Annotated in this window: 21 protein-coding genes, 4 tRNA genes, 3 rRNA genes, 1 other RNA gene and 2 pseudogenes; 7 read left to right on the top strand and 24 right to left on the bottom strand. The window is 55.7% G+C overall.

The genetic code is table 11. From position 1 onward, the window contains the following. Window positions 1–1,017, top strand: a complete 1,017-nt coding sequence (locus ACSQ17_RS19290) for an alpha/beta hydrolase (protein ID WP_436070144.1) — start codon at window positions 1–3, stop codon at window positions 1,015–1,017. A gap of 55 nt (window positions 1,018–1,072) precedes the next feature. On the opposite strand, the gene ACSQ17_RS19285 is transcribed toward ACSQ17_RS19290, so the two are convergent. Continuing rightward, a complete protein-coding gene (locus ACSQ17_RS19285; RefSeq protein WP_436070143.1) occupies window positions 1,073–1,351 on the bottom strand; it encodes a putative quinol monooxygenase in 279 nt (92 codons plus the stop codon). Window positions 1,352–1,376: 25 nt separating this feature from the next. Next, window positions 1,377–2,114, bottom strand: coding sequence for an SDR family oxidoreductase (locus tag ACSQ17_RS19280; protein ID WP_436070142.1), 738 nt, complete (start codon window positions 2,112–2,114; stop codon window positions 1,377–1,379). 288 nt (window positions 2,115–2,402) lie between these two features. On the opposite strand from ACSQ17_RS19280, the gene ACSQ17_RS19275 reads away from it, so the two are divergent. Together ACSQ17_RS19275 and ACSQ17_RS19270 are read left to right on the top strand one after the other, a co-directional pair. Further along, window positions 2,403–3,314, top strand: coding sequence for an AraC family transcriptional regulator (locus ACSQ17_RS19275; protein WP_436070141.1), 912 nt, complete (start codon window positions 2,403–2,405; stop codon window positions 3,312–3,314). 228 nt (window positions 3,315–3,542) lie between these two features. Next, complete coding sequence (locus ACSQ17_RS19270; protein ID WP_069516724.1) at window positions 3,543–3,755, top strand: cold-shock protein; 213 nt, start codon at window positions 3,543–3,545, stop codon at window positions 3,753–3,755. A gap of 67 nt (window positions 3,756–3,822) precedes the next feature. Here ACSQ17_RS19270 and ACSQ17_RS19265 read toward each other — a convergent pair whose 3' ends face one another. The 4 genes from ACSQ17_RS19265 to dnaX all read right to left on the bottom strand — a co-directional run bounded on the left by ACSQ17_RS19265 (window position 3,823) and on the right by dnaX (window position 8,178). Then, entirely contained in the window at window positions 3,823–4,971 is a 1,149-nt protein-coding gene (locus ACSQ17_RS19265; protein ID WP_436070140.1) for an acyl-CoA dehydrogenase family protein, read from the bottom strand. A 105-nt stretch (window positions 4,972–5,076) separates the two neighbouring features. Then, complete coding sequence (recR, locus tag ACSQ17_RS19260) at window positions 5,077–5,676, bottom strand: recombination mediator RecR (RefSeq protein ID WP_436070139.1); 600 nt, start codon at window positions 5,674–5,676, stop codon at window positions 5,077–5,079. A gap of 87 nt (window positions 5,677–5,763) precedes the next feature. Further along, window positions 5,764–6,090: a YbaB/EbfC family nucleoid-associated protein gene (locus ACSQ17_RS19255; protein ID WP_233685197.1), complete on the bottom strand. Its 327-nt coding sequence runs from the start codon at window positions 6,088–6,090 to the stop codon at window positions 5,764–5,766. A gap of 18 nt (window positions 6,091–6,108) precedes the next feature. Further along, the gene (gene dnaX, locus ACSQ17_RS19250; RefSeq protein WP_436070138.1) at window positions 6,109–8,178 is read right to left on the bottom strand and encodes a DNA polymerase III subunit gamma/tau; all 2,070 of its coding nucleotides are present in this window, start codon (window positions 8,176–8,178) and stop codon (window positions 6,109–6,111) included. Between the two features lie 462 nt (window positions 8,179–8,640). On the opposite strand from dnaX, the gene ACSQ17_RS19245 reads away from it, so the two are divergent. Both ACSQ17_RS19245 and ACSQ17_RS19240 read left to right on the top strand, forming a co-directional pair. Continuing rightward, window positions 8,641–8,862, top strand: a complete 222-nt coding sequence (locus ACSQ17_RS19245; protein WP_436070137.1) for a hypothetical protein — start codon at window positions 8,641–8,643, stop codon at window positions 8,860–8,862. Between the two features lie 69 nt (window positions 8,863–8,931). Beyond that, complete coding sequence (locus ACSQ17_RS19240; RefSeq protein ID WP_436070136.1) at window positions 8,932–9,219, top strand: DUF3509 domain-containing protein; 288 nt, start codon at window positions 8,932–8,934, stop codon at window positions 9,217–9,219. A gap of 235 nt (window positions 9,220–9,454) precedes the next feature. On the opposite strand, the gene ffs is transcribed toward ACSQ17_RS19240, so the two are convergent. From ffs to ACSQ17_RS19225, 3 genes and pseudogenes are all read right to left on the bottom strand, one after another. Continuing rightward, window positions 9,455–9,551: signal recognition particle sRNA small type (ffs, locus tag ACSQ17_RS19235), an RNA gene on the bottom strand. Between the two features lie 100 nt (window positions 9,552–9,651). Next, window positions 9,652–10,356 (bottom strand): methyl-accepting chemotaxis protein, encoded by a 705-nt coding sequence (locus ACSQ17_RS19230; protein WP_436070521.1) that lies wholly within the window; start codon window positions 10,354–10,356, stop codon window positions 9,652–9,654. Between the two features lie 201 nt (window positions 10,357–10,557). Further along, window positions 10,558–11,286, bottom strand: a pseudogene (locus ACSQ17_RS19225) (MCP four helix bundle domain-containing protein); the annotation flags it as partial. A 159-nt stretch (window positions 11,287–11,445) separates the two neighbouring features. Here ACSQ17_RS19225 and ACSQ17_RS19220 point away from each other — a divergent pair. Next, the gene (locus tag ACSQ17_RS19220) at window positions 11,446–11,724 is read left to right on the top strand and encodes an HU family DNA-binding protein (protein WP_436070135.1); all 279 of its coding nucleotides are present in this window, start codon (window positions 11,446–11,448) and stop codon (window positions 11,722–11,724) included. A 154-nt stretch (window positions 11,725–11,878) separates the two neighbouring features. Here ACSQ17_RS19220 and rrf read toward each other — a convergent pair. The 5 genes from rrf to ACSQ17_RS19195 form a co-directional block, all read right to left on the bottom strand. Further along, a 5S ribosomal RNA gene (gene rrf, locus ACSQ17_RS19215) occupies window positions 11,879–11,994 on the bottom strand. A 133-nt stretch (window positions 11,995–12,127) separates the two neighbouring features. After that, window positions 12,128–15,017 (bottom strand): 23S ribosomal RNA (locus ACSQ17_RS19210). A gap of 244 nt (window positions 15,018–15,261) precedes the next feature. Continuing rightward, a tRNA-Ala gene (locus ACSQ17_RS19205) sits at window positions 15,262–15,337 on the bottom strand. 31 nt (window positions 15,338–15,368) lie between these two features. Further along, window positions 15,369–15,445: transfer RNA gene (locus ACSQ17_RS19200), tRNA-Ile, on the bottom strand. Between the two features lie 65 nt (window positions 15,446–15,510). Continuing rightward, a 16S ribosomal RNA gene (locus tag ACSQ17_RS19195) occupies window positions 15,511–17,047 on the bottom strand. Together the 16S, 23S and 5S rRNA genes with 2 tRNA genes alongside form the textbook arrangement of a ribosomal RNA operon. A 554-nt stretch (window positions 17,048–17,601) precedes the next feature. Here ACSQ17_RS19195 and ACSQ17_RS19190 point away from each other — a divergent pair. Continuing rightward, a pseudogene (locus tag ACSQ17_RS19190) lies at window positions 17,602–17,883 on the top strand (tyrosine-type recombinase/integrase); the annotation flags it as partial. 73 nt (window positions 17,884–17,956) lie between these two features. Here ACSQ17_RS19190 and ACSQ17_RS19185 read toward each other — a convergent pair. From ACSQ17_RS19185 to ACSQ17_RS19140, 10 genes are all read right to left on the bottom strand, one after another. Continuing rightward, window positions 17,957–18,033, bottom strand: a tRNA-Pro gene (locus ACSQ17_RS19185). 82 nt (window positions 18,034–18,115) lie between these two features. Further along, window positions 18,116–18,472, bottom strand: coding sequence for a MerR family transcriptional regulator (locus tag ACSQ17_RS19180; protein WP_108489042.1), 357 nt, complete (start codon window positions 18,470–18,472; stop codon window positions 18,116–18,118). Then, window positions 18,453–18,755, bottom strand: coding sequence for an integration host factor subunit alpha (gene ihfA / locus ACSQ17_RS19175; RefSeq protein WP_003243414.1), 303 nt, complete (start codon window positions 18,753–18,755; stop codon window positions 18,453–18,455). The genes ACSQ17_RS19180 and ihfA overlap by 20 nt, the downstream gene beginning before the upstream one ends. 3 nt (window positions 18,756–18,758) lie before the next feature. Further along, window positions 18,759–21,137, bottom strand: a complete 2,379-nt coding sequence (pheT, locus tag ACSQ17_RS19170; protein ID WP_436070134.1) for a phenylalanine--tRNA ligase subunit beta — start codon at window positions 21,135–21,137, stop codon at window positions 18,759–18,761. A gap of 45 nt (window positions 21,138–21,182) precedes the next feature. Then, window positions 21,183–22,199, bottom strand: a complete 1,017-nt coding sequence (gene pheS, locus ACSQ17_RS19165) for a phenylalanine--tRNA ligase subunit alpha (RefSeq protein WP_436070133.1) — start codon at window positions 22,197–22,199, stop codon at window positions 21,183–21,185. A gap of 95 nt (window positions 22,200–22,294) precedes the next feature. Further along, window positions 22,295–22,651 carry a 50S ribosomal protein L20 gene (rplT, locus tag ACSQ17_RS19160; protein WP_090505586.1) on the bottom strand — a complete coding sequence of 119 codons (357 nt, stop codon included), beginning with the start codon at window positions 22,649–22,651 and terminating at the stop codon, window positions 22,295–22,297. A 25-nt stretch (window positions 22,652–22,676) separates the two neighbouring features. Next, window positions 22,677–22,871, bottom strand: coding sequence for a 50S ribosomal protein L35 (gene rpmI / locus ACSQ17_RS19155; protein WP_079202156.1), 195 nt, complete (start codon window positions 22,869–22,871; stop codon window positions 22,677–22,679). A gap of 60 nt (window positions 22,872–22,931) precedes the next feature. Beyond that, the gene (infC, locus tag ACSQ17_RS19150) at window positions 22,932–23,483 is read right to left on the bottom strand and encodes a translation initiation factor IF-3 (RefSeq protein WP_436070520.1); all 552 of its coding nucleotides are present in this window, start codon (window positions 23,481–23,483) and stop codon (window positions 22,932–22,934) included. Then, window positions 23,483–25,405, bottom strand: coding sequence for a threonine--tRNA ligase (gene thrS / locus ACSQ17_RS19145; RefSeq protein WP_436070132.1), 1,923 nt, complete (start codon window positions 25,403–25,405; stop codon window positions 23,483–23,485). Before thrS ends, infC begins: the two co-directional genes overlap by 1 nt. A 241-nt stretch (window positions 25,406–25,646) precedes the next feature. Next, window positions 25,647–25,723 (bottom strand) — tRNA-Val (locus tag ACSQ17_RS19140). Window positions 25,724–25,871: the final 148 nt, after the last annotated feature.

The raw sequence follows: 25,871 nt of genomic DNA, 5'->3' as shown, positions 1-25,871 counted from the left end.
ATGAACATCAAACAAGGTTTGTCGATCGCCGTACTCGCCCTTGCCGTCAACAGCGCGTTTGCCGCTGGCAGCCCCGGGGTGGAGCGCAATACTCAAGGTTTCCTCAATGCCCTCGCCGCAGGCGGTGGCAAGCCCCTAGAACAGCTGAGCCCGAAAGAGGCCCGCGCCGTATTGGTCGGTGCGCAGGCCGGGGTCAAGGTCGATGTATCGGGCATCAAGGTGGTCGACAAGACCATCCAGGTTGATAGCCAGTCGATCCAGCTCAAAGTCGTGCGCCCGGCCGATGCCGAGGGTACGCTGCCGGTCTTTATGTTCTTCCACGGTGGCGGCTGGGTGCTGGGCGATTACCCGACCCACGAACGCCTGATCCGTGACCTGGTGGTGGGCTCCGGCGCGGCGGCGGTGTATGTCGATTACACCCCATCACCCGAAGCCAAGTACCCAACCGCGATCAACCAGGCATACGCCGCGACCCAGTGGGTGGCGCAGAACGGCGCGCAGATCGGGGTCGACGGCAAGCGCCTGGCAGTGGCCGGCAACAGTGTGGGCGGCAACATGGCCGCAGTGGTCAGCCTGATGGCCAAGGACAAAGGCACCCCGGAGATCACGTTCCAGCTGCTGCTGTGGCCAGTGACCGATGCCAACTTCAACAACGCCTCCTATAACCAGTTCGCCGACGGTCACTTCCTCAGCAAGAGCCTTATGCAGTGGTTCTGGGATAACTACACCACCGACCCGAAACAGCGCGCCGAGATCTATGCCTCGCCGCTGCAGGCATCGGTGGAGCAATTGAAAGGCTTGCCGCCGGCCCTGGTGCAAACCGCCGAGTTCGACGTGCTGCGTGATGAAGGCGAAGCCTATGCGCGCAAGCTGGATGCGGCTGGGGTCAACGTCACCGCCGTGCGCTACAACGGCATGATCCACGACTTCGGTTTGCTCAACGTGATCAGTCAGATCCCCGGCACGCAAAGCGCCATGCAGCAAGCCGCAGCAGCGCTGAAAGCCAACCTCAAGTAACCTGCGTTACAACAAAACGCCCCGACATGCTTAGCGTGCCGGGGCGTTCTGCTGTTCAAGTGGCCTCACACTGCAAGCGCTGCAGCAGGCCTTGCTGCAAAGCCTGGTCGAGCACCTGCTGCAACAGCGGCGCGGCGAAGAATGCCTGCAACGTCGCTGTCGATTGCCAGCGGCTTTGCAACAGCCACTGCGTCGCATCATCCGGCAGTTGCTGCACCTCAACACCTAGGCATCCAGGAAGGGGCTGCATGGATTCACGCAAGCCATGCAGACACAACCCCAACTGCTCGGTGCGTCCTGCCCTGGCATGTAGAACTGCGGTATGGCTTAGCATCGGCTTGCTCTCCAGAGATACAGCCTCAATAAGGGCTGGCAGTCGGCCGCACGATCAGCTCGCTGACATCAACATCCGCCGGCTGCTCGACGGCATAGGCAATGGCGCGGGCAATCGCGTCCGGGGTAATGGCAACCTGACGGAACGCCTTCATCGCCTCACGGCTCGGCGCATCGGAAATACTCTCCGCCAGCTCTGACTCAACCACGCCCGGCGATACCAGTGTCACGCGAATATCGCCGCCCACCTCCTGGCGCAGCCCCTCGGAGATGGCGCGCACCGCGTACTTGGTAGCGCAGTACACCGCACCGGTCGGCACCACGCTGTAAGCCCCGATGGAGGCGATGTTGATGAACTGACCGCTGTGCTGACGCTGCATCACCGGTAGTGCAGCGGCGATGCCATGCAGAACACCACGAATATTCACGTCGATCATGCGGTTCCACTCATCGACCTTCAGCACATCCAGGCGCGACAGCGGCATGACCCCGGCATTGTTGATCAGCACATCGACACGCCCATACTGCGCCAGGGCGGCATCGACAAACGCCTGGGTGTCCGCCTGGCTGGTCACGTCCAGACGACGATAATCGGCATGGCCGCCCGCTGCGCGGATCTCGCCAACCAGTTGCTCCAGGCGTTCGGTGCGTCGTGCACCCAACAATAACTGCGCACCCTTCTCAGCCAATAAGCGTGCACACGCTTCGCCAATACCACTGCTGGCACCGGTGATCAGAATGACTTTGTCTTGAATATTCAACATGGCCGAATCCTCTGCGGGTAAGCGGCAAAGGCTGCCGCGACAACAACAGATTCAGCGAGATGGCGCACTCAGGGTTAGACGATTCCTGGCAAATTATTGCCTAAAACTGCAAACCCGCTATGCAAGGACTAATCACCAACACCTGCATAGCGCGTTCTAAAAAAGACAAAAGCAGCCTGATTGCCTATTGATGGCGAATAATTGCCTGATCCTGCAAGGCGATACGCGCACAGCAGACTTGCCTGAAAAACCGGGATACGCTGCTGACAATCACAGGAGCCTTGCCCAATGCCCTCTCTTCTCGACGACAGCCTGGTCCAGCGTCAGGCCGAACTGGCGGCTTTGATCCAACGGCAGTGCCCAGGCGATGGTTTGCATGGCACCGCGATAGCGGGCCTCGACCTGGCCTGCGCAACCCAGCCCAGCCTGCCAATCCCAACACTCTATCGCCCCTGCCTGTGCATCATTGCCCAGGGCCGCAAGGATGTGCGTCTGGCTGGCGAGCAGTACACCTACGACCCACTGAATTATCTAGTGGCCTCCGTTACCCTGCCGGTCACCGGCCAGGTGACCGATGCCACGCCCGAACATCCCTACCTGAGCCTGCGCCTGGAGATTGATCCAGCGCTGATTACCAGCCTGATTGCCGACAGCGGCCCCATCGGCGTACCCAACCCAGGTTCGCACCGAGCGCTCTACCTTGATCGCCTGGATAACTCGCTGCTCGATGCCGTACTGCGCTTACTGCGCCTGCTGGAAACTCCACGCGATATCGCCATGCTTGCACCGCTGGCCCTGCGCGAGATCTTCTACCGCCTGCTGCACAGCCCGCAGGGCCACCGCCTGCACGAGATTGCCATTGCGGACAGCCAGGGCCAGCGCATCAACCGCGCCATTGAATGGCTGAACCTGCACTTCGACAAACCACTGCGCATCGAAGACCTGGCCCGCGAGGTCAATCTCAGCACCTCGACCTTGCATCACCGTTTCAAGGCCGTCACCGCCCTCAGCCCCCTGCAATACCAGAAGCAGCTACGCCTGCAAGAGGCGCGGCGTCTGATGCTCTGCGAGGGCCTGGAGGCCGCTTCAGCCAGCTACCGGGTGGGCTATGAAAGCCCCTCACAGTTCAGCCGCGAATACAGCCGTTTATTCGGCGCACCACCACTACGCGACCTGGCGCGCCTGCGCAGCTCGGCCTAAAAAGCGTAACAATGGCTACGGCGAGCAGAGAAAAACTGCCCGACAGCCCAGGTAAATAGCGGCCCGCCGGGTTTAACCCTGAGAAAAACATGAATAATTAACGTTAAGCCCAACACTCAGGGTGAAAACGGCCTATGATGGTCGAGCTGAACTGTAGTTATCAGCAAAACCGCATAGGTGCTATGAGCACTCTGGCACCGCAATTCGTATCGATTTAAGAGACACACCATGGCAAATCGCGAAACTGGCACCGTCAAATGGTTCAACGATGAAAAAGGCTTCGGCTTCATTACCCCGACTAACGGTGGCGATGACCTGTTCGTGCACTTCAAAGCTATCCAAAGCGACGGTTTCAAAAGCCTGAAAGAAGGCCAGACTGTTACCTACGTGGCCGCCCGCGGTCAGAAAGGTATGCAAGCTGAAGAGGTACAGGTGGCCTAAGCCCCTGTCCGCTTGAAAACAAACCCCGCGCTCGCGGGGTTTGTTTTATCTGCAATTTGTAAGCGGGCTACAGCCCCATCTGCTTGCTGATGATCTCGTTCATGATCTCCCGCGAACCACCGCCAATCGAGAGAATACGATTGTCGCGGTACAAGCGCTCCACCAGGCTTTCGCGCATATAACCCATGCCCCCCATGATCTGCACAGCATCGTAGGTCAGTCGGTCGGCAATGTCCGTGGCAAAGTTCTTAGCCATGGAAATCTCCTTGATCACACTTTTGCCGGCCGCCATTTTTGCCGCCTGCCGGTAGGTGAAATCTCGAGAAACCTCCAGTTGGGTCGCCATCTCGGCCAAGCGATGCTTGAGCACTTGAAACTTGCCGATGGGCTTACCGAACGCCTCTCGCTCCTTGGCCCAGCGCATCGATTCTTCCAGCGCCAATTGCGCCGTCATGTTGGCCATGATCGCCAGCGACAGGCGCTCGCTCTGGAAGTTGGCCATGATGCAGGCAAAGCCCATGTTTTCCGCACCGATCAGGTTGTCCACCGGCACCTTGCAATCATCGAAGAACAGCTCGGCTGTGTCGGACGCCCACCAGCCCATTTTCTTCAGCTTGCGGCCGACAGTGAAACCTGGCGTGCCCTTCTCGACCAACAACAGGCTGACACCTGCAAAGCCATCGCCACCAGTGCGTACGGCCACGGTGTAGTAATCCGCCCGCACCCCGCTGGTGATAAAGGTCTTGCTGCCGCTCACGCGGTAATAATCGCCGTCACGCACGGCGCGGGTTTTCAGATTGGCCACATCAGAGCCGCCAGAAGGTTCGGTCACTGCCAGGGCCATGATCTTCTCGCCCGCCAGCACCTGCGGCACGATGCGATCACGCAGCGCAGGTTTGGCCCACTTGACCACCGGCGGCAAGCCGATATCCAGAGAGCCCAGACCAGCCACAAGGCCACCAGAACCTGAACGCATCAGTTCCTCACTGGCTGCCACTTTGGCAAATACATCACCCTCATGGCTGCCGCCGAAAGCTTCCGGGTAACCGATGCCGAGAATCCCGGCGGCACCGGCCTTGAGATAAAGCTCGCGAGGAAACTCCTCGGCCTCTTCCCAATCACTGATATGCGGCAGGATTTCCCGGTCAACAAAACGCCTGACGGAATCACGCACCAACTGGTGGGACTCATCAAAATATTCCTGAAAAGCAGACATGAGGGTATTTCCACTGAGGTTTCAGGGAAATTACCAAGCGCTTGCTTGGTTTACAAGAAGAGGATCATGCCATGTGTAAGGGCAATCAAGCCGCCGGAAGTTGCGTCAGAGCAGAATCGGCCGCCTTCCGGCAATCGAATGTGCCAGGGTTCCGCCATCCACCAACTCAAGCTCGCCGCCCAGCGGCATGCCGTGGGCAATGCGCGAGGCGATCAGCCCCTTGCCGGCCAGTAGCTGGGCAATATAGTGAGCCGTTGCCTCACCCTCCACAGTCGGGTTGGTCGCCAGAATCACTTCGCTGAAGGAACCAGCCGCGATACGCGCCAGCAACTCGGGAATACCAATGGCTTCCGGCCCCAGGCCATCAAGCGGAGACAGATGCCCCTTGAGCACGAAGTAACGCCCGCGAAAGCCCGTGTGCTCGACTGCGTAGACATCCATGGGCCCCTCAACCACACACAGCAGGCTGTCATCACGCCGCGGATCGAGGCATAGCTGGCACACCTCGTCTTCGCTCAGGCTACGGCACTGCTTGCAGTGACCGACACCCTCCATCGCCTGGGTCAGCGCTTGTGCCAGGCGTAGTGCGCCATGTCGATCACGCTCAAGCAGCTGCAAAGCCATCCGCTGAGCCGTCTTTTGCCCAACCCCGGGAAGGGTGCGCAACGAGTCAATCAGATGACGAATCAGCGGGCTAAAGCTCATGGCAGGGCAACTCAAGGGCAACGGCGATTGGGGATGGAAGCATAGCGGCCAGCCTGGACAGTACAGAACAGGCCGGCCACAGAGGCTTTAGAACGGCATTTTGAAGCCAGGCGGTAGCTGCATACCGGCGGTCATGCCAGCCATCTTGTCCTGGCTGTTCTGCTCGACTTTGCGCACTGCATCGTTCACGGCAGCGGCGATCAGGTCTTCCAGCACTTCTTTGTCTTCTTGCATCAGGCTGTCGTCCAGATTGATGCGCTTGACGTCATGCCGACCAGTCATCACCACGCTGACCAGACCGGCACCGGATTGCCCGGTGACTTCAGCATTGGCCAACTCTTCCTGCATCTTTTGCATCTTTTCCTGCATCTGCTGCGCCTGCTTCATCAGGCCGGCCATGCCACCTTTCATCATGCTGCGAATCCTCGGTAATCAGGGGTTAACGGAAATATCCAGGGGTTCAATGCTGTCCGCCCGAATAACCGCGGCGAACTGCTGAATCATTTGTTGGATCACTGGATCCTGGTGAATCGATGCTTCGGCCTCACGCTGGCGATTGGCCCTTTTGCGTGCGGCAGCCTGCGCCGGGGTTTCCTGTTCAGGCTTGCGTAACTCGATCTGCACCTTGAGTTCGCGGCCATGAAACTGGTTGAGCGCATCGTTCAGGCGGCGCTGCTGGGTTGGGTTGAACAACGCCGAATGGGCAGGATCCAGATGCAGCAGCCAGCTATCGCCTTCGACAGAAATCAGCGTGCAGTTGGCGCCAATGCTCCCGGTCATCCCCGACAGACCAAGCTTGGGGAATAACTCCAGCCAATCGGCAGCCAGACCGGTGGCCGGCTGTGCGGCTGGCAGCACTTGCGGCTCGACCATTGGCTCAGGCTCGACGGCATCGAAGTCATATTCGAATGACTCGGCATCCATTTCGACATAGTCATAGTCGCCCAGGGGCGGCTCGTCATCATCAGCTTCGGCTGCAGACGCAGCAGATACTGCAGCAGCACGCTCCGGCTCAGGCTCCGCCAGCACAACTGGCGCCGGCGCTACAAGTTCCGCAACAGGCTCAACAACCATTGCCGGGGTCGCTTGCGGCTCTTCCCAGGGCAGATCGCTGACGGTCACCTCCGGCTCAACGACCGGCGCAGCAGCTGCCTCGACGCATAGTTCAGGCGCTGGTTCAACAGCAACGGGGTCGGGTTCGGGTTCGGGTTCGGGTTCGGGAGAATCCATCACCTGCACGGGTGCCGCCGCGGCAGGCGGCAGCGGCGTAGCAACAACAGTAACAGGGGCTACTGGCGTAGGAACAACATTGACCGGTGCTGGCATAGCCGCACCGGCCACTGGGTTGGTCGCGGGATCAGCAGTGGCCTGGCTAATCCCCAGCGGCTTTAGTGCCACCCTGGGCGCATCGTGGGTATCCGCCGGGCGGAACGCCAACATGCGCAGCAGCACCATCTCGAAGCCGCTGCGTGGATCAGGTGACAGAGGCAGGTCTCGGCGACCGATCAAGCCCATCTGATAATAGAACTGCACATCTTCGCTGGGCAGAACTCGCGCCAGTTCCAGCACCCTTTCACGGTCACCCTGGCCGTTGTCCACTGCCTCGGGCAAAGCCTGAGCAATAGCCACACGGTGCAACACATTGAGTAGTTCAGCTAGCACACCACTCCAGTCAGGGCCCTGCTCGGCCAAGTGTCGCACCGCCTCGATCAGGCTGCGAGCATCGCCCTCCAGCAAAGCGTGCAGCACACCATAGACCTGGCCATGGTCCAACGTACCCAGCATGGCCCGCACATCAGCTGCAAGCACCTTGCCTTCGCCAAAGGCAATTGCCTGGTCAGTGAGGCTCATGGCATCACGCATGGAGCCGTCTGCCGCACGGCCCAGCAACCACAGTGCATCGTTCTCGAACGGAATCTGCTCTGCCGTCAGCACATGGGTCAGGTGATCAACCACACGCTCTGGTGGCATGTTCTTCAGCGAGAATTGCAAGCAGCGCGACAGCACAGTAACCGGTAATTTCTGCGGGTCTGTGGTGGCCAGAAGGAATTTAACGTGAGGCGGCGGCTCCTCCAGGGTCTTCAGCAACGCGTTGAACGAGCTGGTGGAGAGCATGTGCACTTCGTCGATCAGGTAGACCTTGAAACGTCCACGGCTGGGTGAGTACTGCACGTTGTCCAGCAGCTCACGCGTGTCTTCAACCTTGGTGCGACTGGCAGCGTCGACCTCAATCAGGTCGACAAAGCGCCCTTCGTCGATTTCCCGGCAGATCGAACACACACCACAGGGGGTCGAGCTGATTCCCGTTTCACAGTTCAGACACTTGGCGATAATCCGCGCAATGGTGGTCTTGCCCACGCCACGTGTGCCCGTGAACAAATAGGCGTGGTGCAAACGTTGGCTATCAAGCGCATTGATCAGCGCCTTGAGCACATGGGTTTGACCAACCATTTCGTTGAACGAGCGCGGACGCCACTTGCGTGCAAGAACCTGATAACTCATCGAAACCCGTCACGAGAGGAAAGCAAAAGTGGGCTAATCCTAACGGAGCATGGGGCAAATTGCATCCGATGCTCAGCCTGCATGCGGCAGGAGGTAAACCAGACCACAGATTATCCTGGCGAAAATTTGATCATTCGATTACCATGCACGCCGTTCGTACCACGCTGTAAGTCAATTAGGCCTTCTGGCCCACCTTGCTGGTTTCCAGGCGAAGAGCGCATTGCCCCATCAATGCCGTACAGCTCTCGCCCATGACCCCAACCTGCTGACTGATCTGGCCATCACGCGCAAGCGCTGATTCAAGCCCGCCTCCGAAGTACCGACCCGCACACATTCCCCCCAACGGGAACTTGTGCGCGCAGTCCAGCTCCAAACCAAACATGCAATCGACCCAACAAGTCGACAGCCTGGAGCTTTATTCAGCGCAATGACGCGCACGTTGTTTTAGGAAGTACCAAAAAAATGAATACACAACACCAAATTCAGGATGCCATTCGCACCCTATCCAGTGCATTTGCACCCTTTGATTGCCGAATCCTGGCTGCTCGCAAAGGCAGTTTCAGCTTCACTATCGTTAACCATGCTGGCATCGCCCAGCATAGCCAGCGCCTTTACCCTGGCCAGTACAGCGGTGCACATCTGCAACAAGTGATTGAGCGCGCACGCCAATCCTTGACCGCCTAAAGCGCAGACAGACGAACCATCACGCCATCCTGAGGTCTGAATCAATCACCCTCAGGATGGAGCATCGTCATGGATAGCCTTAACCGCGAACTTGTTGAACAGCTGTTTGCGCCGCTACGCGCTACCTTCAGCCCACCGCGCCCAGATGGTGGCGTTATCCTCTCGCTGCTGGATGCCAGTGACACAACCGCCTACAGCCGCGTACTCAGCGCCGCCCAGCGTGCAGATCCGCAAGCCTTTGCACAAAGCCTAGAAGACATCCGACTGGAACTCGCCATGCGCTCCGGCAGCATCCCCGCCGATATGCGCAAAGCACTCAAAGAGCAGGACAGTGTGCTCAGCTATCACGCCGACTGAGATAAGGCATAAGGCAGAGACCCCGCCCTGGGCCGGGTCTTGCCTATCCATCAGATACTGCTTAGCAGAGCCGCACACGCAAGAGAGGCACTCAGGTAGACGGCAGAATATATGCGCGCAGCAGCTAAAACTGGCCGCAGCCATTCAGGAATATAGAGGATAAGAGAGAAGAAATTGATGCTAGCGCATGGTGCTAGGTAAATCTGCACATTCACGAGCCAGTAGATGGAGGCAACCCCACCAGCCACACCTCGGCACACAATGTCACCGCTGCGGCTGCTCCCTTCCAGGCCTGACCGGGTTCACGGCTGATCGTTGCGAGGGGACCGGCAGGGCCACCATAACGCAGCTCACTAGAAGTGAGCCGCGCCATTGTACCGGCTTGAATTGAAGTTACAACCGTTTCAACCACTTAGCCCATTGAATCGGCTATCAGACGCGGAACCGACCAACCAACTTGGTTAACCCCTGTGACAACTCTGAAAGACGCTGACTCGCTTGTGCGCTCTGCTCAGAAGTCTGCGCGGCCTCATTGGAAAGGTCGCGAATATCACTGATGTTGCGGGCAATTTCCTCTGTCACGCTGCTCTGCTCTTCACAGGCAGTGGCGATCTGTGCCGTCATATCATTGATTCGCTGCACTGAATCACTGGTGTCTGTAAGCGCCTGATCCACGCCTGCCGCCTGCTCGACACTCTGCCGCGCCTTGCTACTCCCAGAGTGTGTTGCCTTGACTGCGTTTTGCACACCAATCTGCAGCCGCTCGATCATGACCTGGATGTCCTTGGTCGAGTCCTGCGTACGAGCAGCCAGGGCCCGTACCTCATCCGCCACGACAGCGAATCCACGCCCCTGTTCACCAGCACGCGCAGCTTCGATCGCTGCGTTCAGAGCCAGCAGATTGGTCTGCTCAGCAATCCCCCTGATAACCGCCAGTACCGCGCCAATATTCGCGGCTTCCTGCTCCAGCGTTTGAATGGTGGCCGAAGCACTCTCTACTTCTTGGGCCAGTTGGCGAATCGAGTTGATTGTCGCACCAACCACCTGTGCACCTTCCCGCGATTGAGCCTCCGCGCTACGCGCAGCATCCGCTGCATTTTGCGCATTACGCGCCACCTCGTGAACAGCCGAGCTCATTTCTGTAGCCGCTGTACTCACCTGATCCACGGCAGCATGCTCACTGCTGATCAGCCGATCATTAGCTGCCGCCATGCCTGCCAGGCTCTGCGCAGAACTTTCAACCTCCCCGGTCACGCGGCCAACCTCTTTTATCAAAGGCTGCAACTTATCCAGGAACCGATTGAAGGCATGACTCAGCTTGCCCAGCTCATCGTTAGACAGCACATCCAGACGAACCCGCAAATCTCCATCACCATCGGCAATTTGCTCAATGCGATTGAGCAAGCTGTGTAACGGCCCGGTGACCAGAATAGGAAAACCAACGACCAGTACAAGGCAGACAACCAGCCCAATCGCAACGATCAAACCTTGCTGCCAACTCAGGGTTTCGCCCAACTTGATCGCTGCCAATCCTTCAGCATTGGCGGCCTGATCATCCATTTCGCCCAGTTTGTCGATGGCCGTGCGCATGGCCTCGAATTGCTCTTCGCTGGTTGTGAAACTCAAAACACTGGCCGCCTGCGGGTCGCTAGCCGCCAGCTTCAGCACCTGTTGAGACGTAGCTTTCCAACGCTCAAAGCCGGCATCAAATTGACCAACCAACTGCATCGCCTCGCTACCAGGCTGCATCGCGGCAAACTTGTGCACCCGATCATAAGCCTGCTGTAGATTCTCCGTATGCGCATCAGTCAGCGCAGCTACACGCTCACCAACTGCCTCATCAAGCAAACTACGCTCTGCTACAAAAGCCTGGTAAAGATCACGATCAGCATTCAGCAACAGACTGATGCCCGGCAAGAATCGATTGGTTAATTTCGTGCTGGAATCTGCAACCTGGGTAATACCGCGCATCCCCAGAAAACCCATGGTCACCAGCAATACCGCCAACAGAAAAATAGGTAACGCAATTTTCCAACGGAACCCCAAATCAGCGAAGGCGCGAAGCATGCTGGCTCTCCTAGGTAATTGCCAAGTAGCATGAGCTTAGACCACGCCAAGAAAGCCTGATAAAAGTTACTCAGCCTTTTCCGTTAAAATCCACACCCCATGATTAAGAGCGCTTGACAGTACCGAAGGCGCCAATCTTTCACACAAAGGAGTCACCCCGTGGCCATCACTAAAGACCAACTGATCAGCGATATTGCCGAGGCTATCGACACACCGAAAAGCACAGTACGCGCAGCCCTTGAGCAGCTCAGCGAAATAGTCTCAGACGCCCTGGAAAATGGTGATGAAATCACCCTGCCCGGCATAGGCAAACTCAAGGTCACTGAACGACCAGCGCGCACAGGCCGTAACCCACAGACGGGTAAGACGCTGCAGATTGTTGCAAAGAAAGTTGTCAAATACGTTCCGGCAAAAGCACTTAGCGACGCAATCAACTAAGTATTGGGTATTGGCGTGCCCGACGGGTGCGCTAACGCCAACAATGCCACACGCCGTATCATTGCCTATCAACGGTTCACGTGTGCGCGCGTTGTTTTCGCGGCACAAAGTAAAACCCCCGATCAGTTACCTGATCGGGGGTTTTGGTGTAGGTGCTTGACGATGACCTACTCTCACATGGGGAAACCCCACACTACCATCGGCGATGCATCGTTTCACTACTGAGTTCGGGATGGGATCAGGTGGTTCCAATGCTCTATGGTCGTCAAGCGATTCAGCTGGGATGTCGTCGTGAGACGCTATCCCGAATTGGGTATGTGATGTCTTGGTTTGTAGTCTTGCAGATTTTCGGCTGTTGCAGTCTTCATAGAGACACGCAAACATCAAATTGTTTGGGTGTTATATGGTCAAGCCTCACGGGCAATTAGTATTGGTTAGCTCAACGCCTCACAGCGCTTACACACCCAACCTATCAACGTCGTAGTCTTCGACGGCCCTTTAGGGAACTCAAGGTTCCAGTGAGATCTCATCTTGAGGCAAGTTTCCCGCTTAGATGCTTTCAGCGGTTATCTTTTCCGAACATAGCTACCCGGCAATGCCACTGGCGTGACAACCGGAACACCAGAGGTTCGTCCACTCCGGTCCTCTCGTACTAGGAGCAGCCCCTCTCAAATCTCAAACGTCCACGGCAGATAGGGACCGAACTGTCTCACGACGTTCTAAACCCAGCTCGCGTACCACTTTAAATGGCGAACAGCCATACCCTTGGGACCGGCTTCAGCCCCAGGATGTGATGAGCCGACATCGAGGTGCCAAACACCGCCGTCGATATGAACTCTTGGGCGGTATCAGCCTGTTATCCCCGGAGTACCTTTTATCCGTTGAGCGATGGCCCTTCCATACAGAACCACCGGATCACTAAGACCTACTTTCGTACCTGCTCGACGTGTCTGTCTCGCAGTCAAGCGCGCTTTTGCCTTTATACTCTACGACCGATTTCCGACCGGTCTGAGCGCACCTTCGTACTCCTCCGTTACTCTTTAGGAGGAGACCGCCCCAGTCAAACTACCCACCATACACTGTCCTCGATCCGGATAACGGACCAGAGTTAGAACCTCAAGGTTGCCAGGGTGGTATTTCAAGGATGGCTCCACGCGAACTGGCGTCCACGCTTCAAAGCCTCCCACCTATCCTACACAAGCAAACTCAAAGTCCAGTGCAAAGCTATAGTAAAGGTTCACGGGGTCTTTCCGTCTAGCCGCGGATACACTGCATCTTCACAGCGATTTCAATTTCACTGAGTCTCGGGTGGAGACAGCGCCGCCATCGTTACGCCATTCGTGCAGGTCGGAACTTACCCGACAAGGAATTTCGCTACCTTAGGACCGTTATAGTTACGGCCGCCGTTTACCGGGGCTTCGATCAAGAGCTTCGCGTTAGCTAACCCCATCAATTAACCTTCCGGCACCGGGCAGGCGTCACACCCTATACGTCCACTTTCGTGTTTGCAGAGTGCTGTGTTTTTAATAAACAGTCGCAGCGGCCTGGTATCTTCGACCGGCATGGGCTTACGTAGTAAATACTTCACCCTCACCGGCGCACCTTCTCCCGAAGTTACGGTGCCATTTTGCCTAGTTCCTTCACCCGAGTTCTCTCAAGCGCCTTGGTATTCTCTACCTAACCACCTGTGTCGGTTTGGGGTACGGTTCCTAATTACCTGAAGCTTAGAAGCTTTTCCTGGAAGCATGGCATCAACCACTTCGTCATCTAAAAGATAACTCGTCATCAGTTCTCGGCCTTGATTTCCCGGATTTACCTAAGAAATCAGCCTACCACCTTAAACACGGACAACCAACGCCGTGCTGGCCTAGCCTTCTCCGTCCCTCCATCGCAGTAATTAGAAGTACGGGAATATTAACCCGTTTCCCATCGACTACGCATTTCTGCCTCGCCTTAGGGGCCGACTCACCCTGCGTCGATTAACGTTGCGCAGGAAACCTTGGTCTTTCGGCGTGGGAGTTTTTCACTCCCATTGTCGTTACTCATGTCAGCATTCGCACTTCTGATACCTCCAGCAAGCTTCTCAACTCACCTTCACAGGCTTACAGAACGCTCCTCTACCGCTCAACTTACGTTGAACCCGTAGCTTCGGTGTATGGTTTGAGCCCCGTTACATCTTCCGCGCAGGCCGACTCGACTAGTGAGCTATTACGCTTTCTTTAAAGGGTGGCTGCTTCTAAGCCAACCTCCTAGCTGTCTAAGCCTTCCCACATCGTTTCCCACTTAACCATAACTTTGGGACCTTAGCTGACGGTCTGGGTTGTTTCCCTTTTCACGACGGACGTTAGCACCCGCCGTGTGTCTCCCGTGCTGACACTTGCTGGTATTCGGAGTTTGCATCGGTTTGGTAAGTCGGGATGACCCCCTAGCCGAAACAGTGCTCTACCCCCAGCAGTGATACACGAGGCGCTACCTAAATAGCTTTCGAGGAGAACCAGCTATCTCCGAGCTTGATTAGCCTTTCACTCCGATCCACAGGTCATCCGCTAACTTTTCAACGGTAGTCGGTTCGGTCCTCCAGTCAGTGTTACCTAACCTTCAACCTGCCCATGGATAGATCGCCCGGTTTCGGGTCTATACCCAGCGACTAAACGCCCTATTAAGACTCGCTTTCGCTACGCCTCCCCTATTCGGTTAAGCTTGCCACTGAATATAAGTCGCTGACCCATTATACAAAAGGTACGCAGTCACCCAACAAGTGGGCTCCCACTGCTTGTACGCATACGGTTTCAGGATCTATTTCACTCCCCTCTCCGGGGTTCTTTTCGCCTTTCCCTCACGGTACTAGTTCACTATCGGTCAGTCAGTAGTATTTAGCCTTGGAGGATGGTCCCCCCATATTCAGACAAAGTTTCTCGTGCTCCGTCCTACTCGATTTCATTAATAAGAGAATTTCGTGTACGGGGCTATCACCCACTACGGCGGCACTTTCCAGAGCCTTCCACTATTCTCAAATCAACTTAAGGGCTAGTCCCCGTTCGCTCGCCACTACTAAGGGAATCTCGGTTGATTTCTATTCCTCAGGGTACTTAGATGTTTCAGTTCCCCTGGTTCGCCTTACACACCTATGTATTCAGTGTGTAATAACCAGCTTATGCTGGCTGGGTTCCCCCATTCAGAGATCTCCGGATCAAAGTCTGTTTGCCGACTCCCCGGAGCTTATCGCAGGCTACAACGTCTTTCATCGCCTCTGACTGCCAAGGCATCCACCGTATGCGCTTCTTCACTTGACCATATAACCCCAAGCAATCTGGTTACTGTCTCTAACGTGAAGACGACATTCGCCGAAAATTTGCAATTGAGAACTACAAATTTTACCTTGACCAGATTAATTACCAGTGAAAGTAATTAATCAGTCACTTCTATCACATACCCAAATTTTTAAAGAACGATTTTCTTACTGGCCAAAGACCAGAAATCAACATTCATCTGCCTATGCAGGAACGTTCATTTCTGAACTCTAAACGAGGGTGTAAGTGGTGGAGCCAAGCGGGATCGAACCGCTGACCTCCTGCGTGCAAGGCAGGCGCTCTCCCAGCTGAGCTATGGCCCCAATTACATCTAAGGCCTCACCCCACAACAATTGGTGGGTCTGGGCAGATTCGAACTGCCGACCTCACCCTTATCAGGGGTGCGCTCTAACCAACTGAGCTACAGACCCAATCGTCTTTCGCAATGAATCAAGCAATTCGTGTGGGGACTTATGAAGAAGCTGAAGTCTTCGATTAAGGAGGTGATCCAGCCGCAGGTTCCCCTACGGCTACCTTGTTACGACTTCACCCCAGTCATGAATCACACCGTGGTAACCGTCCTCCCGAAGGTTAGACTAGCTACTTCTGGTGCAACCCACTCCCATGGTGTGACGGGCGGTGTGTACAAGGCCCGGGAACGTATTCACCGTGACATTCTGATTCACGATTACTAGCGATTCCGACTTCACGCAGTCGAGTTGCAGACTGCGATCCGGACTACGATCGGTTTTATGGGATTAGCTCCACCTCGCGGCTTGGCAACCCTTTGTACCGACCATTGTAGCACGTGTGTAGCCCTGGCCGTAAGGGCCATGATGACTTGACGTCATCCCCACCTTCCTCCGGTTTGTCACCGGCAGTCTCCTTAGAGTTCCCACCATAACGTGCTGGTAACTAAGGACAAGGGTTGCGCTCGTTACGGGACTTAACCCAACATCTCACGACACGAGCTGACGACAGCCATGCAGCACCTGTGTCTGAGTTCCCGAAGGCACCAATCCATCTCTGGAAAGTTCTCAGCATGTCAAGGCCAGGTAAGGTTCTTCGCGTTGCTTCGAATTAAACCACATGCTCCACCGCTTGTGCGGGCCCCCGTCAATTCATTTGAGTTTTAACCTTGCGGCCGTACTCCCCAGGCGGTCAACTTAATGCGTTAGCTGCGCCACTAAAATCTCAAGGATTCCAACGGCTAGTTGACATCGTTTACGGCGTGGACTACCAGGGTATCTAATCCTGTTTGCTCCCCACGCTTTCGCACCTCAGTGTCAGTATCAGTCCAGGTGGTCGCCTTCGCCACTGGTGTTCCTTCCTATATCTACGCATTTCACCGCTACACAGGAAATTCCACCACCCTCTACCGTACTCTAGCTCAGCAGTTTTGAAAGCAGTTCCCAGGTTGAGCCCGGGGATTTCACTTCCAACTTACTGAACCACCTACGCGCGCTTTACGCCCAGTAATTCCGATTAACGCTTGCACCCTTCGTATTACCGCGGCTGCTGGCACGAAGTTAGCCGGTGCTTATTCTGTCGGTAACGTCAAAGTAGCAACGTATTAGGTTACTACCCTTCCTCCCAACTTAAAGTGCTTTACAATCCGAAGACCTTCTTCACACACGCGGCATGGCTGGATCAGGCTTTCGCCCATTGTCCAATATTCCCCACTGCTGCCTCCCGTAGGAGTCTGGACCGTGTCTCAGTTCCAGTGTGACTGATCATCCTCTCAGACCAGTTACGGATCGTCGCCTTGGTGAGCCATTACCTCACCAACTAGCTAATCCGACCTAGGCTCATCTAATGGCGCGAGGTCCGAAGATCCCCCGCTTTCTCCCGTAGGACGTATGCGGTATTAGCGTCCGTTTCCGAACGTTATCCCCCACCACTAGGCAGATTCCTAGGCATTACTCACCCGTCCGCCGCTCTCAAGAGAAGCAAGCTTCTCTCTACCGCTCGACTTGCATGTGTTAGGCCTGCCGCCAGCGTTCAATCTGAGCCATGATCAAACTCTTCAGTTCAATACTGCTTGGGTTTTGAGAAAACCCTAAACTTGGCTCAGCAATCGCAAAACTCTCAATTTAATGAGAGGTAACTCTCGAATTAACGAGTGTTGCTTTGTGATGCTGATAATCTTGCGACTAACAGTCTTACCTCACAAGCACCCACACGAATTGCTTGATTCAGTTGTTAAAGAGCGGTTGGTTAAGTCTTTCGTCTCAACCGAGGCGCGCATTCTACAGCAGCCTCATTCCTCGTCAAGTGATTTTGAAAATTTCTTTTCAATCTCAACCACTTGCGCCTTCGATCAACATCTAGCTTCTCGTCAGCGGGAGGCGAATTCTACAGCGTTTCAAACCACTGTCAACCGCCTCTTTTACCGCTTTCGATCTACCTGACCGAACCTCTTCAGACTCAAACACCACCACCTGAAGAGGTGGCGCATCCTACGCAACTTTCGCTGCTTTGCAAGCCCTTATTTAAATATAACTTCTTGTTTTATAAGAAGCTTAAGGACCCGCTTACGCCTGAAGAGCTGCGCATTATAGGGACAGAAATCCCTAGGTCAATGACTATAAGAGCTGCTGCGAAGTGGGAGAAAGGCCACGGCACACCAGCCCGCCCTGGTTATCGATCACTGCGGATTCACGACCTCAAGCACACGTTTGGCAGACGGCTCAGGGCGGCGGGAGTAACCGAAGAGGATCGCAAGATCCTATTGAGCCACAAGAACGGAAGCATCACCAGCCACTACCCTGCGGCGGAGCTAGACCAGCTGATTGATGCGACCAACAAGGTGTCAGTAACCGACAGTCGCGCCCCGGCACTGACGATTCTGAAAAGGAGGCAAATTTAGGGCAGTCACTTGGAAAGTCACTGGCCCCATAAATAACAAAGCCACCCAGAGGTGGCTAAGTCATTGAGGTATATGGTCGGGACGGAGTGATTCGAACACTCGACCCCTTGCACCCCATGCAAGTGCGCTACCGGGCTGCGCTACGCCCCGACGATGCTTCCGTGTTACCGGAAGCGGTGAGGACTCTACAATAAGCTGCTGAATTGTGGAAGTTTTTTTTGCTTCCGTGATGTCACTTGCGAAGCACCAACAGTACATCCTCAAGCTCGGCAATCATCTGTTTGATGAGCTGCTTGTACTGCGTATTGTCGTCTTTGGCTTCATCACCTGAGAGGCGCTGACGCGCCCCGCCAATGGTAAACCCCTGATCGTACAATAGCGCGCGAATCTGCCGAATCATCAGAACATCCTGACGCTGATAGTAGCGCCTATTACCACGCCGCTTGACTGGGTTGAGCTGTGGGAATTCTTGCTCCCAGTAGCGCAAAACATGCGGTTTGACTGCACACAGCTCGCTGACTTCACCAATGGTGAAGTAACGCTTGCCGGGTATCGCGGGCAGTTCGTCGTTATGACTTGGTTCCAGCATACGCCTCGACCCTGGCTTTAAGTTTCTGGCCTGGACGGAAAGTCACGACACGGCGAGCCGTGATCGGGATTTCCTCTCCTGTTTTTGGATTGCGACCGGGGCGCTGACGCTTATCGCGCAGATCAAAATTACCGAACCCCGAGAGCTTGACCTGTTCGTTGAGCTCCAGCGCTTGGCGGATTTCCTCAAAGAACAACTCCACCAACTCCTTGGCTTCCCGTTTATTCAGGCCCAGCTCTTCATACAGACGTTCCGCCATCTCAGCTTTCGTCAGAGCCCCCATACGCTACTTCCTTAACGTGGCGTTGAACCTTTGTTCCAGGGAGGTGAGAATATTTTGCGTTGTGGTACTCACCTCATCGTCATTAAGAGTGCGCGATGGATGCTGCCAGGTCAAGCCAACGGCAAGGCTTTTTCTATGAGGATCAATGCCTTTACCGTGATACACGTCAAATAGCTTGAGGTCAGTCAACCACTCGCCAGCTGCGCTGCGAATGGCTCTGAGCAGATCCTGCGCAGGTACGTCACGATCAATCAGCAATGCAAGATCGCGCCGCACTTCAGGGAACCTGGACAGCTCCTGGAATTTCGGCATCAACCCTTGAGTGATTTCACTCAATACCAGCTCAAACATGAATACGGGCTGATCCAACCCCAGTGCCTTGGCAAGCTCAGGATGAATGGCGCCGAAGAAGCCCATAACGCGCCCTTCCCGCTCAATTCGAGCCGTCTGCCCCGGATGCAATGCGGCATGTTCGCCTGGCACGAATGCAAAACTGCCACCCGCACCGGCACTGCCCAACAACGCTTCAACATCCGCCTTTACATCATAGAAATCGACACTATCACGCACATGCGCCCAACCTTCCGGCAAGCGCGTACCGCACACAACACCTGCCAGCATTGGCTCTTGCTTCAACCCTTCAAGCTGGCCAACAAAGCGCAGGCCACTTTCAAACAGACGGACACGTGCCTGCTGGCGATTGAGGTTGTGCTGAAGCGCTTTAACCAAGCCCGGCCATAGCGAAGAACGCATGGCTGCCATGTCGGCAGAAATCGGGTTGGCCAGCAACAATGGCTGAACGCCGGGGCTGAACAACTCAAACAACTTGGGATCAATAAAGCTGTAAGTGATGGCTTCCTGGTAACCACGCGCAACCAATAGACGACGCAAGGCGGGCAACTCAACCGCAGCTTCAGCTTTGGCTTGCGGAGCCAAGCGCGCTTGCGGATAGCGAACCGGTAAGCGGTTGTAGCCATACAGACGCGCCAGCTCTTCGATCAGATCGACTTCCAGGCTGATGTCAAAGCGATGGCTCGGCACACTGACCTGCCACTGACCTGCGCCTTGAGCAGTTACACCCAGCCCCAGCGCGGTAAGCAGACGCTCGACCTCTGCGCCATCCATATCCATACCCAGCATCTGAGTGATGCGCTCGGCACGCAGGGTGATTGGCGCGACGTTCGGCAGATCAGCAGCGCTGGTTACGTCAATGATCGGACCGGCTTCACCGCCAACAATATCCAGCAACAGCGCAGTCGCACGCTCCATGGCATTACGCGCCAGCTGCGAGTCCACACCGCGCTCGAAACGATGCGAAGAGTCGGTGTGCAAGCCATAAGAACGCGCCTTACCAGCCACTGCAATAGTGTCGAAGAATGCGCTTTCCAAGAACAGGTCTGCGGTCTTACCGCTCACACCACTGTGTTCGCCGCCCATCACGCCAGCGATGGCCAGAGCGCGATCGTGGTCAGCGATCACCAGAGTATCGGCACGCAGGCTGACCTCCTGACCATCCAGCAGAACCAGCTTCTCGCCCTCTTCCGCCATGCGCACGCAGATACCACCATTGATCTCAGCGAGATCGAAGGCGTGCATCGGCTGGCCGAGCTCAAGCATCACGTAGTTGGTGATATCTACGGCGGCGTCAATGCTACGGATATCGGAACGCCGTAGGCGCTCGACCATCCACAGCGGCGTTGGCTTGGATAGATCGACGTTACGAACGACGCGACCCAGATAACGCGGGCACGCCTTGGAGGCAAGCACTTCGACCGGACGCACTTCATCATGAGCTACGGCAACCGGAGCAACCGAGACTGGCGCCACCGATGCACCGTAGATGGCACCCACTTCGCGAGCCAGACCAGCCAAAGACAGGCAATCCCCCCGATTAGGAGTCAGGCCGATTTCGATACTGGCATCGTCCAAGCCCAGATATACACGAATGTCCTGCCCGACCGGAGCATCGGTCGCCAGCTCCATAAGACCGCTGTTGTCTTCACTGATCTGCAGTTCGGAGGCAGAGCAGAGCATCCCCTGGGACTCCACGCCACGCAGCTTGGCCTGCTTGATCTTGAAGTCACCCGGTAACTCAGCGCCGATCATGGCGAAGGGAATCTTGATACCGGCGCGGGCATTAGGTGCGCCGCAGACCACCTGGAAGCTGACGCTGCCATTACTGACCTGGCACACACGCAACTTGTCGGCATCCGGATGCTGCTCGGCACTAAGGATTTCACCCACGACAACACCGCTGAACAGGCCAGCGACCGGTGTAACTGCGTCCACTTCCAGGCCAACCATGGACAGGCGGGCCACTAGTTCATCACGCGAAACAGCAGGGTTTACCCAGCTGCGCAGCCATTGTTCACTGAATTTCATACTGTCTGTTCTCCTGAACCAATTCGATTACGGAATGCGAAGGCGCTATCGAAATTGCGCCAGGAACCGCAGGTCGTTATCGAAGAACAGCCGTAAATCGTTGACGCCATAACGCAGCATGGCCAGGCGTTCAACGCCCATGCCGAAGGCAAAACCGGAGTATTTTTCCGGATCAATACCAGACATACGCAGGACGTTCGGATGCACCATGCCGCAGCCCATGACTTCCAGCCAGCCGGTCTGCTTGCACACGCGACAGCCTTTTCCGCTGCACATCACACACTGCATATCGACTTCAGCCGATGGTTCGGTGAAGGGGAAGAAGGACGGGCGGAAACGCACACCCAGCGGCTTCTCGAAGAACACCCGAAGGAACTCCTCGATGGTGCCTTTTAGGTCAGCAAAGCTCACACCCTCGTCGACCAGCAGGCCTTCGACCTGGTGGAACATTGGCGAGTGGGTGATATCGGAGTCGCAGCGGTAAACACGGCCGGGGCAGACGATACGGATCGGCGGCTGCTGCGACTCCATGGTGCGCACCTGCACCGGCGAGGTGTGAGTACGCAGCAACATGTTCGCATTGAAATAGAAGGTGTCATGCATCGCCCGCGCCGGGTGGTGGCCGGGAATATTGAGGGCTTCGAAGTTGTGATAGTCGTTTTCGACCTCAGGCCCCTCGGCAATGCCGTAGCCGATGCGTGTGAAGAACTGCTCCACACGCTCCAAAGTGCGCGTGACGGGATGCAGGCCACCAGATGCCTGACCACGCCCAGGCAGAGTTACGTCAATCTTTTCGGCGGCGAGCTTGGCGCTCAGCGCAGCCTGTTCCAGCATGTCTTTATGGCTGTTCAGAGCATCCTGAACCTTGTCCTTGGCAGCATTGATCAGCGCACCGGCTTGCGGGCGCTCTTCTGCCGACAGGTTGCCCAGGGTCTTCATCACCTGAGTCAACTCGCCTTTCTTGCCCAGATAGTGAACCCGCAGCTGTTCGAGGGCATTCACATCGTCGGTGTGGCTAACGGCCTCAAGCGCTTGCGAGACCAGCACATCCAGATTTTCCATTTACAGACTCCAGATACGAAATAGGGGAAGAGCTTGAAGGCTCTTCCCCTATTGGTGACGTTTAGCACCGGGCGAGCCCGGTGATTGTCGGGGACTTAAGCCAGTACGGCTTTCGCTTTCTCGACAATCGCAGCAAACGCCGCTTTTTCGTTCACTGCCAGATCAGCCAGAACCTTGCGGTCGATCTCGATGGACGCTTTTTTCAGGCCGGCAATGAAACGGCTGTAGGACAGACCGTTAACACGAGCACCAGCGTTGATACGAGCGATCCACAGAGCGCGGAACTGGCGCTTCCGCTGACGGCGGTCGCGGTAGGCGTACTGGCCTGCCTTGATCACAGCCTGCTTGGCAACGCGGAACACGCGCGAACGCGCACCGTAGTAGCCTTTAGCGAGTTTCAGAATTTTTTTGTGACGCTTACGAGCGATAACGCCGCGCTTAACACGAGCCATGAGTAATTTCCTCTATCTTGACCGATTAACGAACGCGCAGCATGCGCGCCACTTTTGCTACGTCAGACGGGTGCACCATGGTGCTACCGCGCAGTTGACGCTTACGCTTGGTGGACATCTTGGTCAGGATGTGGCTCTTGAAAGCGTGCTTGTGCTTAAAGCCATTAGCGGTTTTGAGAAAACGCTTGGCTGCACCACTCTTAGTTTTCATCTTTGGCATGTTCGGATACTCCGCATTCAGTTGATAAACATAACCGCAAGGCCTGCCGTGCCCTGGTGGTTACTTCTTCTTTTTGGGGGCGATGACCATGATCAGCTGGCGTCCTTCCATCTTTGGATGCTGTTCAACGGTGCCGTATTCGGCAAGGTCGTTTTCGACCCGCTTCAACAACTCCATGCCCAGCTCCTGATGCGCCATCTCACGGCCGCGGAATCGAAGCGATACCTTGGCCCTGTCCCCATCACTAAGGAAACGTACCAGGTTGCGTAGTTTTACCTGGTAATCCCCTTCCTCCGTCCCTGGACGAAACTTGATTTCTTTAACCTGAATCTGCTTCTGGTTTTTCTTTGCAGCAGCAATCTGTTTCTTCTTTTCGAAGATTGATTTGCCGTAGTCCATGACTCGGCAAACCGGTGGAACCGCATCGGCAGAAATTTCCACCAAATCCAGCTTGGATTCTTCGGCGATTCTAAGCGCTTCATCAATCGAGACGATGCCAATTTGCTCGCCGTCAGCGCCAATTAACCGAACCTCGCGTGCCGAGATATTCTCGTTGATCGGGGCCTTCGGTGCAGCTCGTTTATCTTGTCTCATTTCACGCTTAATAATGATTACTCCAAATCTTGGCGACCACGCCGGGAAACCGCCTGCGCGAGGAATTCAGCGAATTGAGTGACGGGCATCGAGCCCAGATCAGCACCTTCACGGGTACGCACGGCGACAGTTTGCGTCTCAACCTCCCGATCTCCGATAACCAAGAGATAGGGAACCTTGAGCAAAGTATGCTCGCGGATTTTAAAGCCTATTTTCTCGTTCCTCAAGTCAGACTTGGCACGAAAACCGCTTTGGTTGAGCGTTTTTTCCACTTCCAAGGCAAAATCGGCTTGTTTATCGGTGATATTCATCACCACCGCCTGAGTCGGTGCCAGCCAGGCCGGGAATGCACCTTCGTAGTGCTCGATCAGAATACCGATGAAACGCTCGAACGAACCGAGAATCGCCCGGTGCAACATGACCGGCACCTTGCGGCTGTTGTCCTCGGAAACGTAGCTCGCCTCCAGACGCTGCGGCATATTCGGGTCGTACTGCAGGGTACCGCACTGCCAGGCACGACCGAGGCAATCAAGCAGAGTGAACTCGATTTTCGGGCCGTAGAACGCACCCTCACCCGGCAGATACTCCCAAGGCAAGCCCGCATCATTAAGCGCATCAGCCAGCGCCGTCTCGGCACGATCCCAGAACGCATCATCACCCACGCGCTTGGCCGGGCGAGTGGACAGCTTCATCTTGACGTCGCTGAAACCGAAGTCCGAATAAACCTGCAGGGTCAGCCTGATAAAGTCCGCCGCCTCTTTCTTAACCTGCTCTTCGGTGCAGAAAATGTGCGCATCGTCCTGTGTGAAACCACGCACCCGCATGATGCCGTGCAGCGCACCGGACGCCTCATTACGATGGCAGGAGCCAAACTCGGCAAGGCGCAGCGGCAGCTCGCGGTAGCTTTTCAGCCCCTGATTAAAGATTTGCACGTGACACGGGCAGTTCATCGGCTTGATCGCGTAATCGCGGCTTTCCGACTCAGTGGTGAACATGTTGTCGGCGTAGTTACCCCAGTGCCCGGATTTCTCCCACAGCACGCGGTCAACTACCTGCGGCGTGCGGACTTCCTGGTAGCCATTCTCGCGCTGCACGCCACGCATGTACTGCTCGAGCACTTGATAGATAGTCCAGCCATTCGGGTGCCAGAACACCATACCCGGCGCTTCTTCCTGAGTATGGAACAGGTCGAGACGCTTACCGATCTTGCGGTGATCGCGCTTCTCGGCCTCTTCAATGCGCTGGATATAAGCCGCCAACTGCTTCTTGTCGGCCCAGGCCGTGCCATAAACGCGCTGCAATTGCTCGTTCTTGGCATCGCCACGCCAATAGGCTCCGGACAGCTTGGTCAGCTTGAACGCTTTAAGGAAACGCGTGTTCGGCACATGCGGACCACGGCACATGTCGACATATTCTTCGTGGTAGTACAGGCCCATGGCCTGCTCGTCCGGCATGTCTTCAACCAGACGCAGCTTGTAGTCCTCACCGCGAGCGGTGAATACATCAATAACCTCAGCGCGCGGCGTCACTTTCTTGATGACGTCGTAATCCTTCTCGATCAGCTGCTGCATGCGCTGCTCGATTGCCGCCACATCATCTAGAGTGAAGGGACGCTCAGAAGCAATGTCGTAGTAGAAACCTTCATCAATGACCGGACCGATCACCATCTTGGCTGCCGGGAACAGCTGCTTGACGGCATGCCCGATCAAATGCGCACAGGAGTGGCGAATGATTTCGAGCCCTTCCTGATCTTTTGGCGTAATGATCTGCAGAGTGGCGTCGCCTTCAATCAGGTCACAGGCATCCACCAGCTTGCCGTTAACCTTGCCAGCTACTGTGGCTTTGGCCAGACCAGCACCAATGGATTGCGCCACCTCAAGTACGGATACCGGGTGATCGAACGAACGCTGACTGCCGTCGGGAAGAGTAATGATGGGCATGGCGCCTCCTCTCCTAGTGGTGACCTCTACCAAAGGCCACATGGGTTGGGATGAGCCAGTAAGCGATTCGGCGGTATACCTGCCATACAGTGGCGGGAGCTTTTCAGCCAACCAAAACCGAACCGGAGTCACTGGAGGTTTGAAACAACGATTAACCGCGAGGATGCTTGCAGAAAGCCAGGCCTGCTGGCAAGAACCCAATAAAAAAGGGCCGCCTAAGCGACCCTTTTTCTACCAAACCTGGTAGGCACGATTGGACTCGAACCAACGACCCCCACCATGTCAAGGTGGTGCTCTAACCAACTGAGCTACGTGCCTACGATGGGTGCGCATTCTACGGCCGCGGACAAAAGTGTCAACCTATTTTTTCGCTAACTGACTGAATAACTGAATTTTTTACTGTTCTACGTAGCGTTTTATATTTCGCACAGGCTACTAGCAGAGCATTTTCAACTCAGGTAGCATC

The organism is Pseudomonas sp. LjRoot71 (genome assembly GCF_964253255.1).
Classification (GTDB): Bacteria; Pseudomonadota; Gammaproteobacteria; order Pseudomonadales; family Pseudomonadaceae; genus Aquipseudomonas.
Note: the sequence above shows the minus strand (reverse complement) of the source record. Positions and strands in the feature narration are given on the sequence as shown.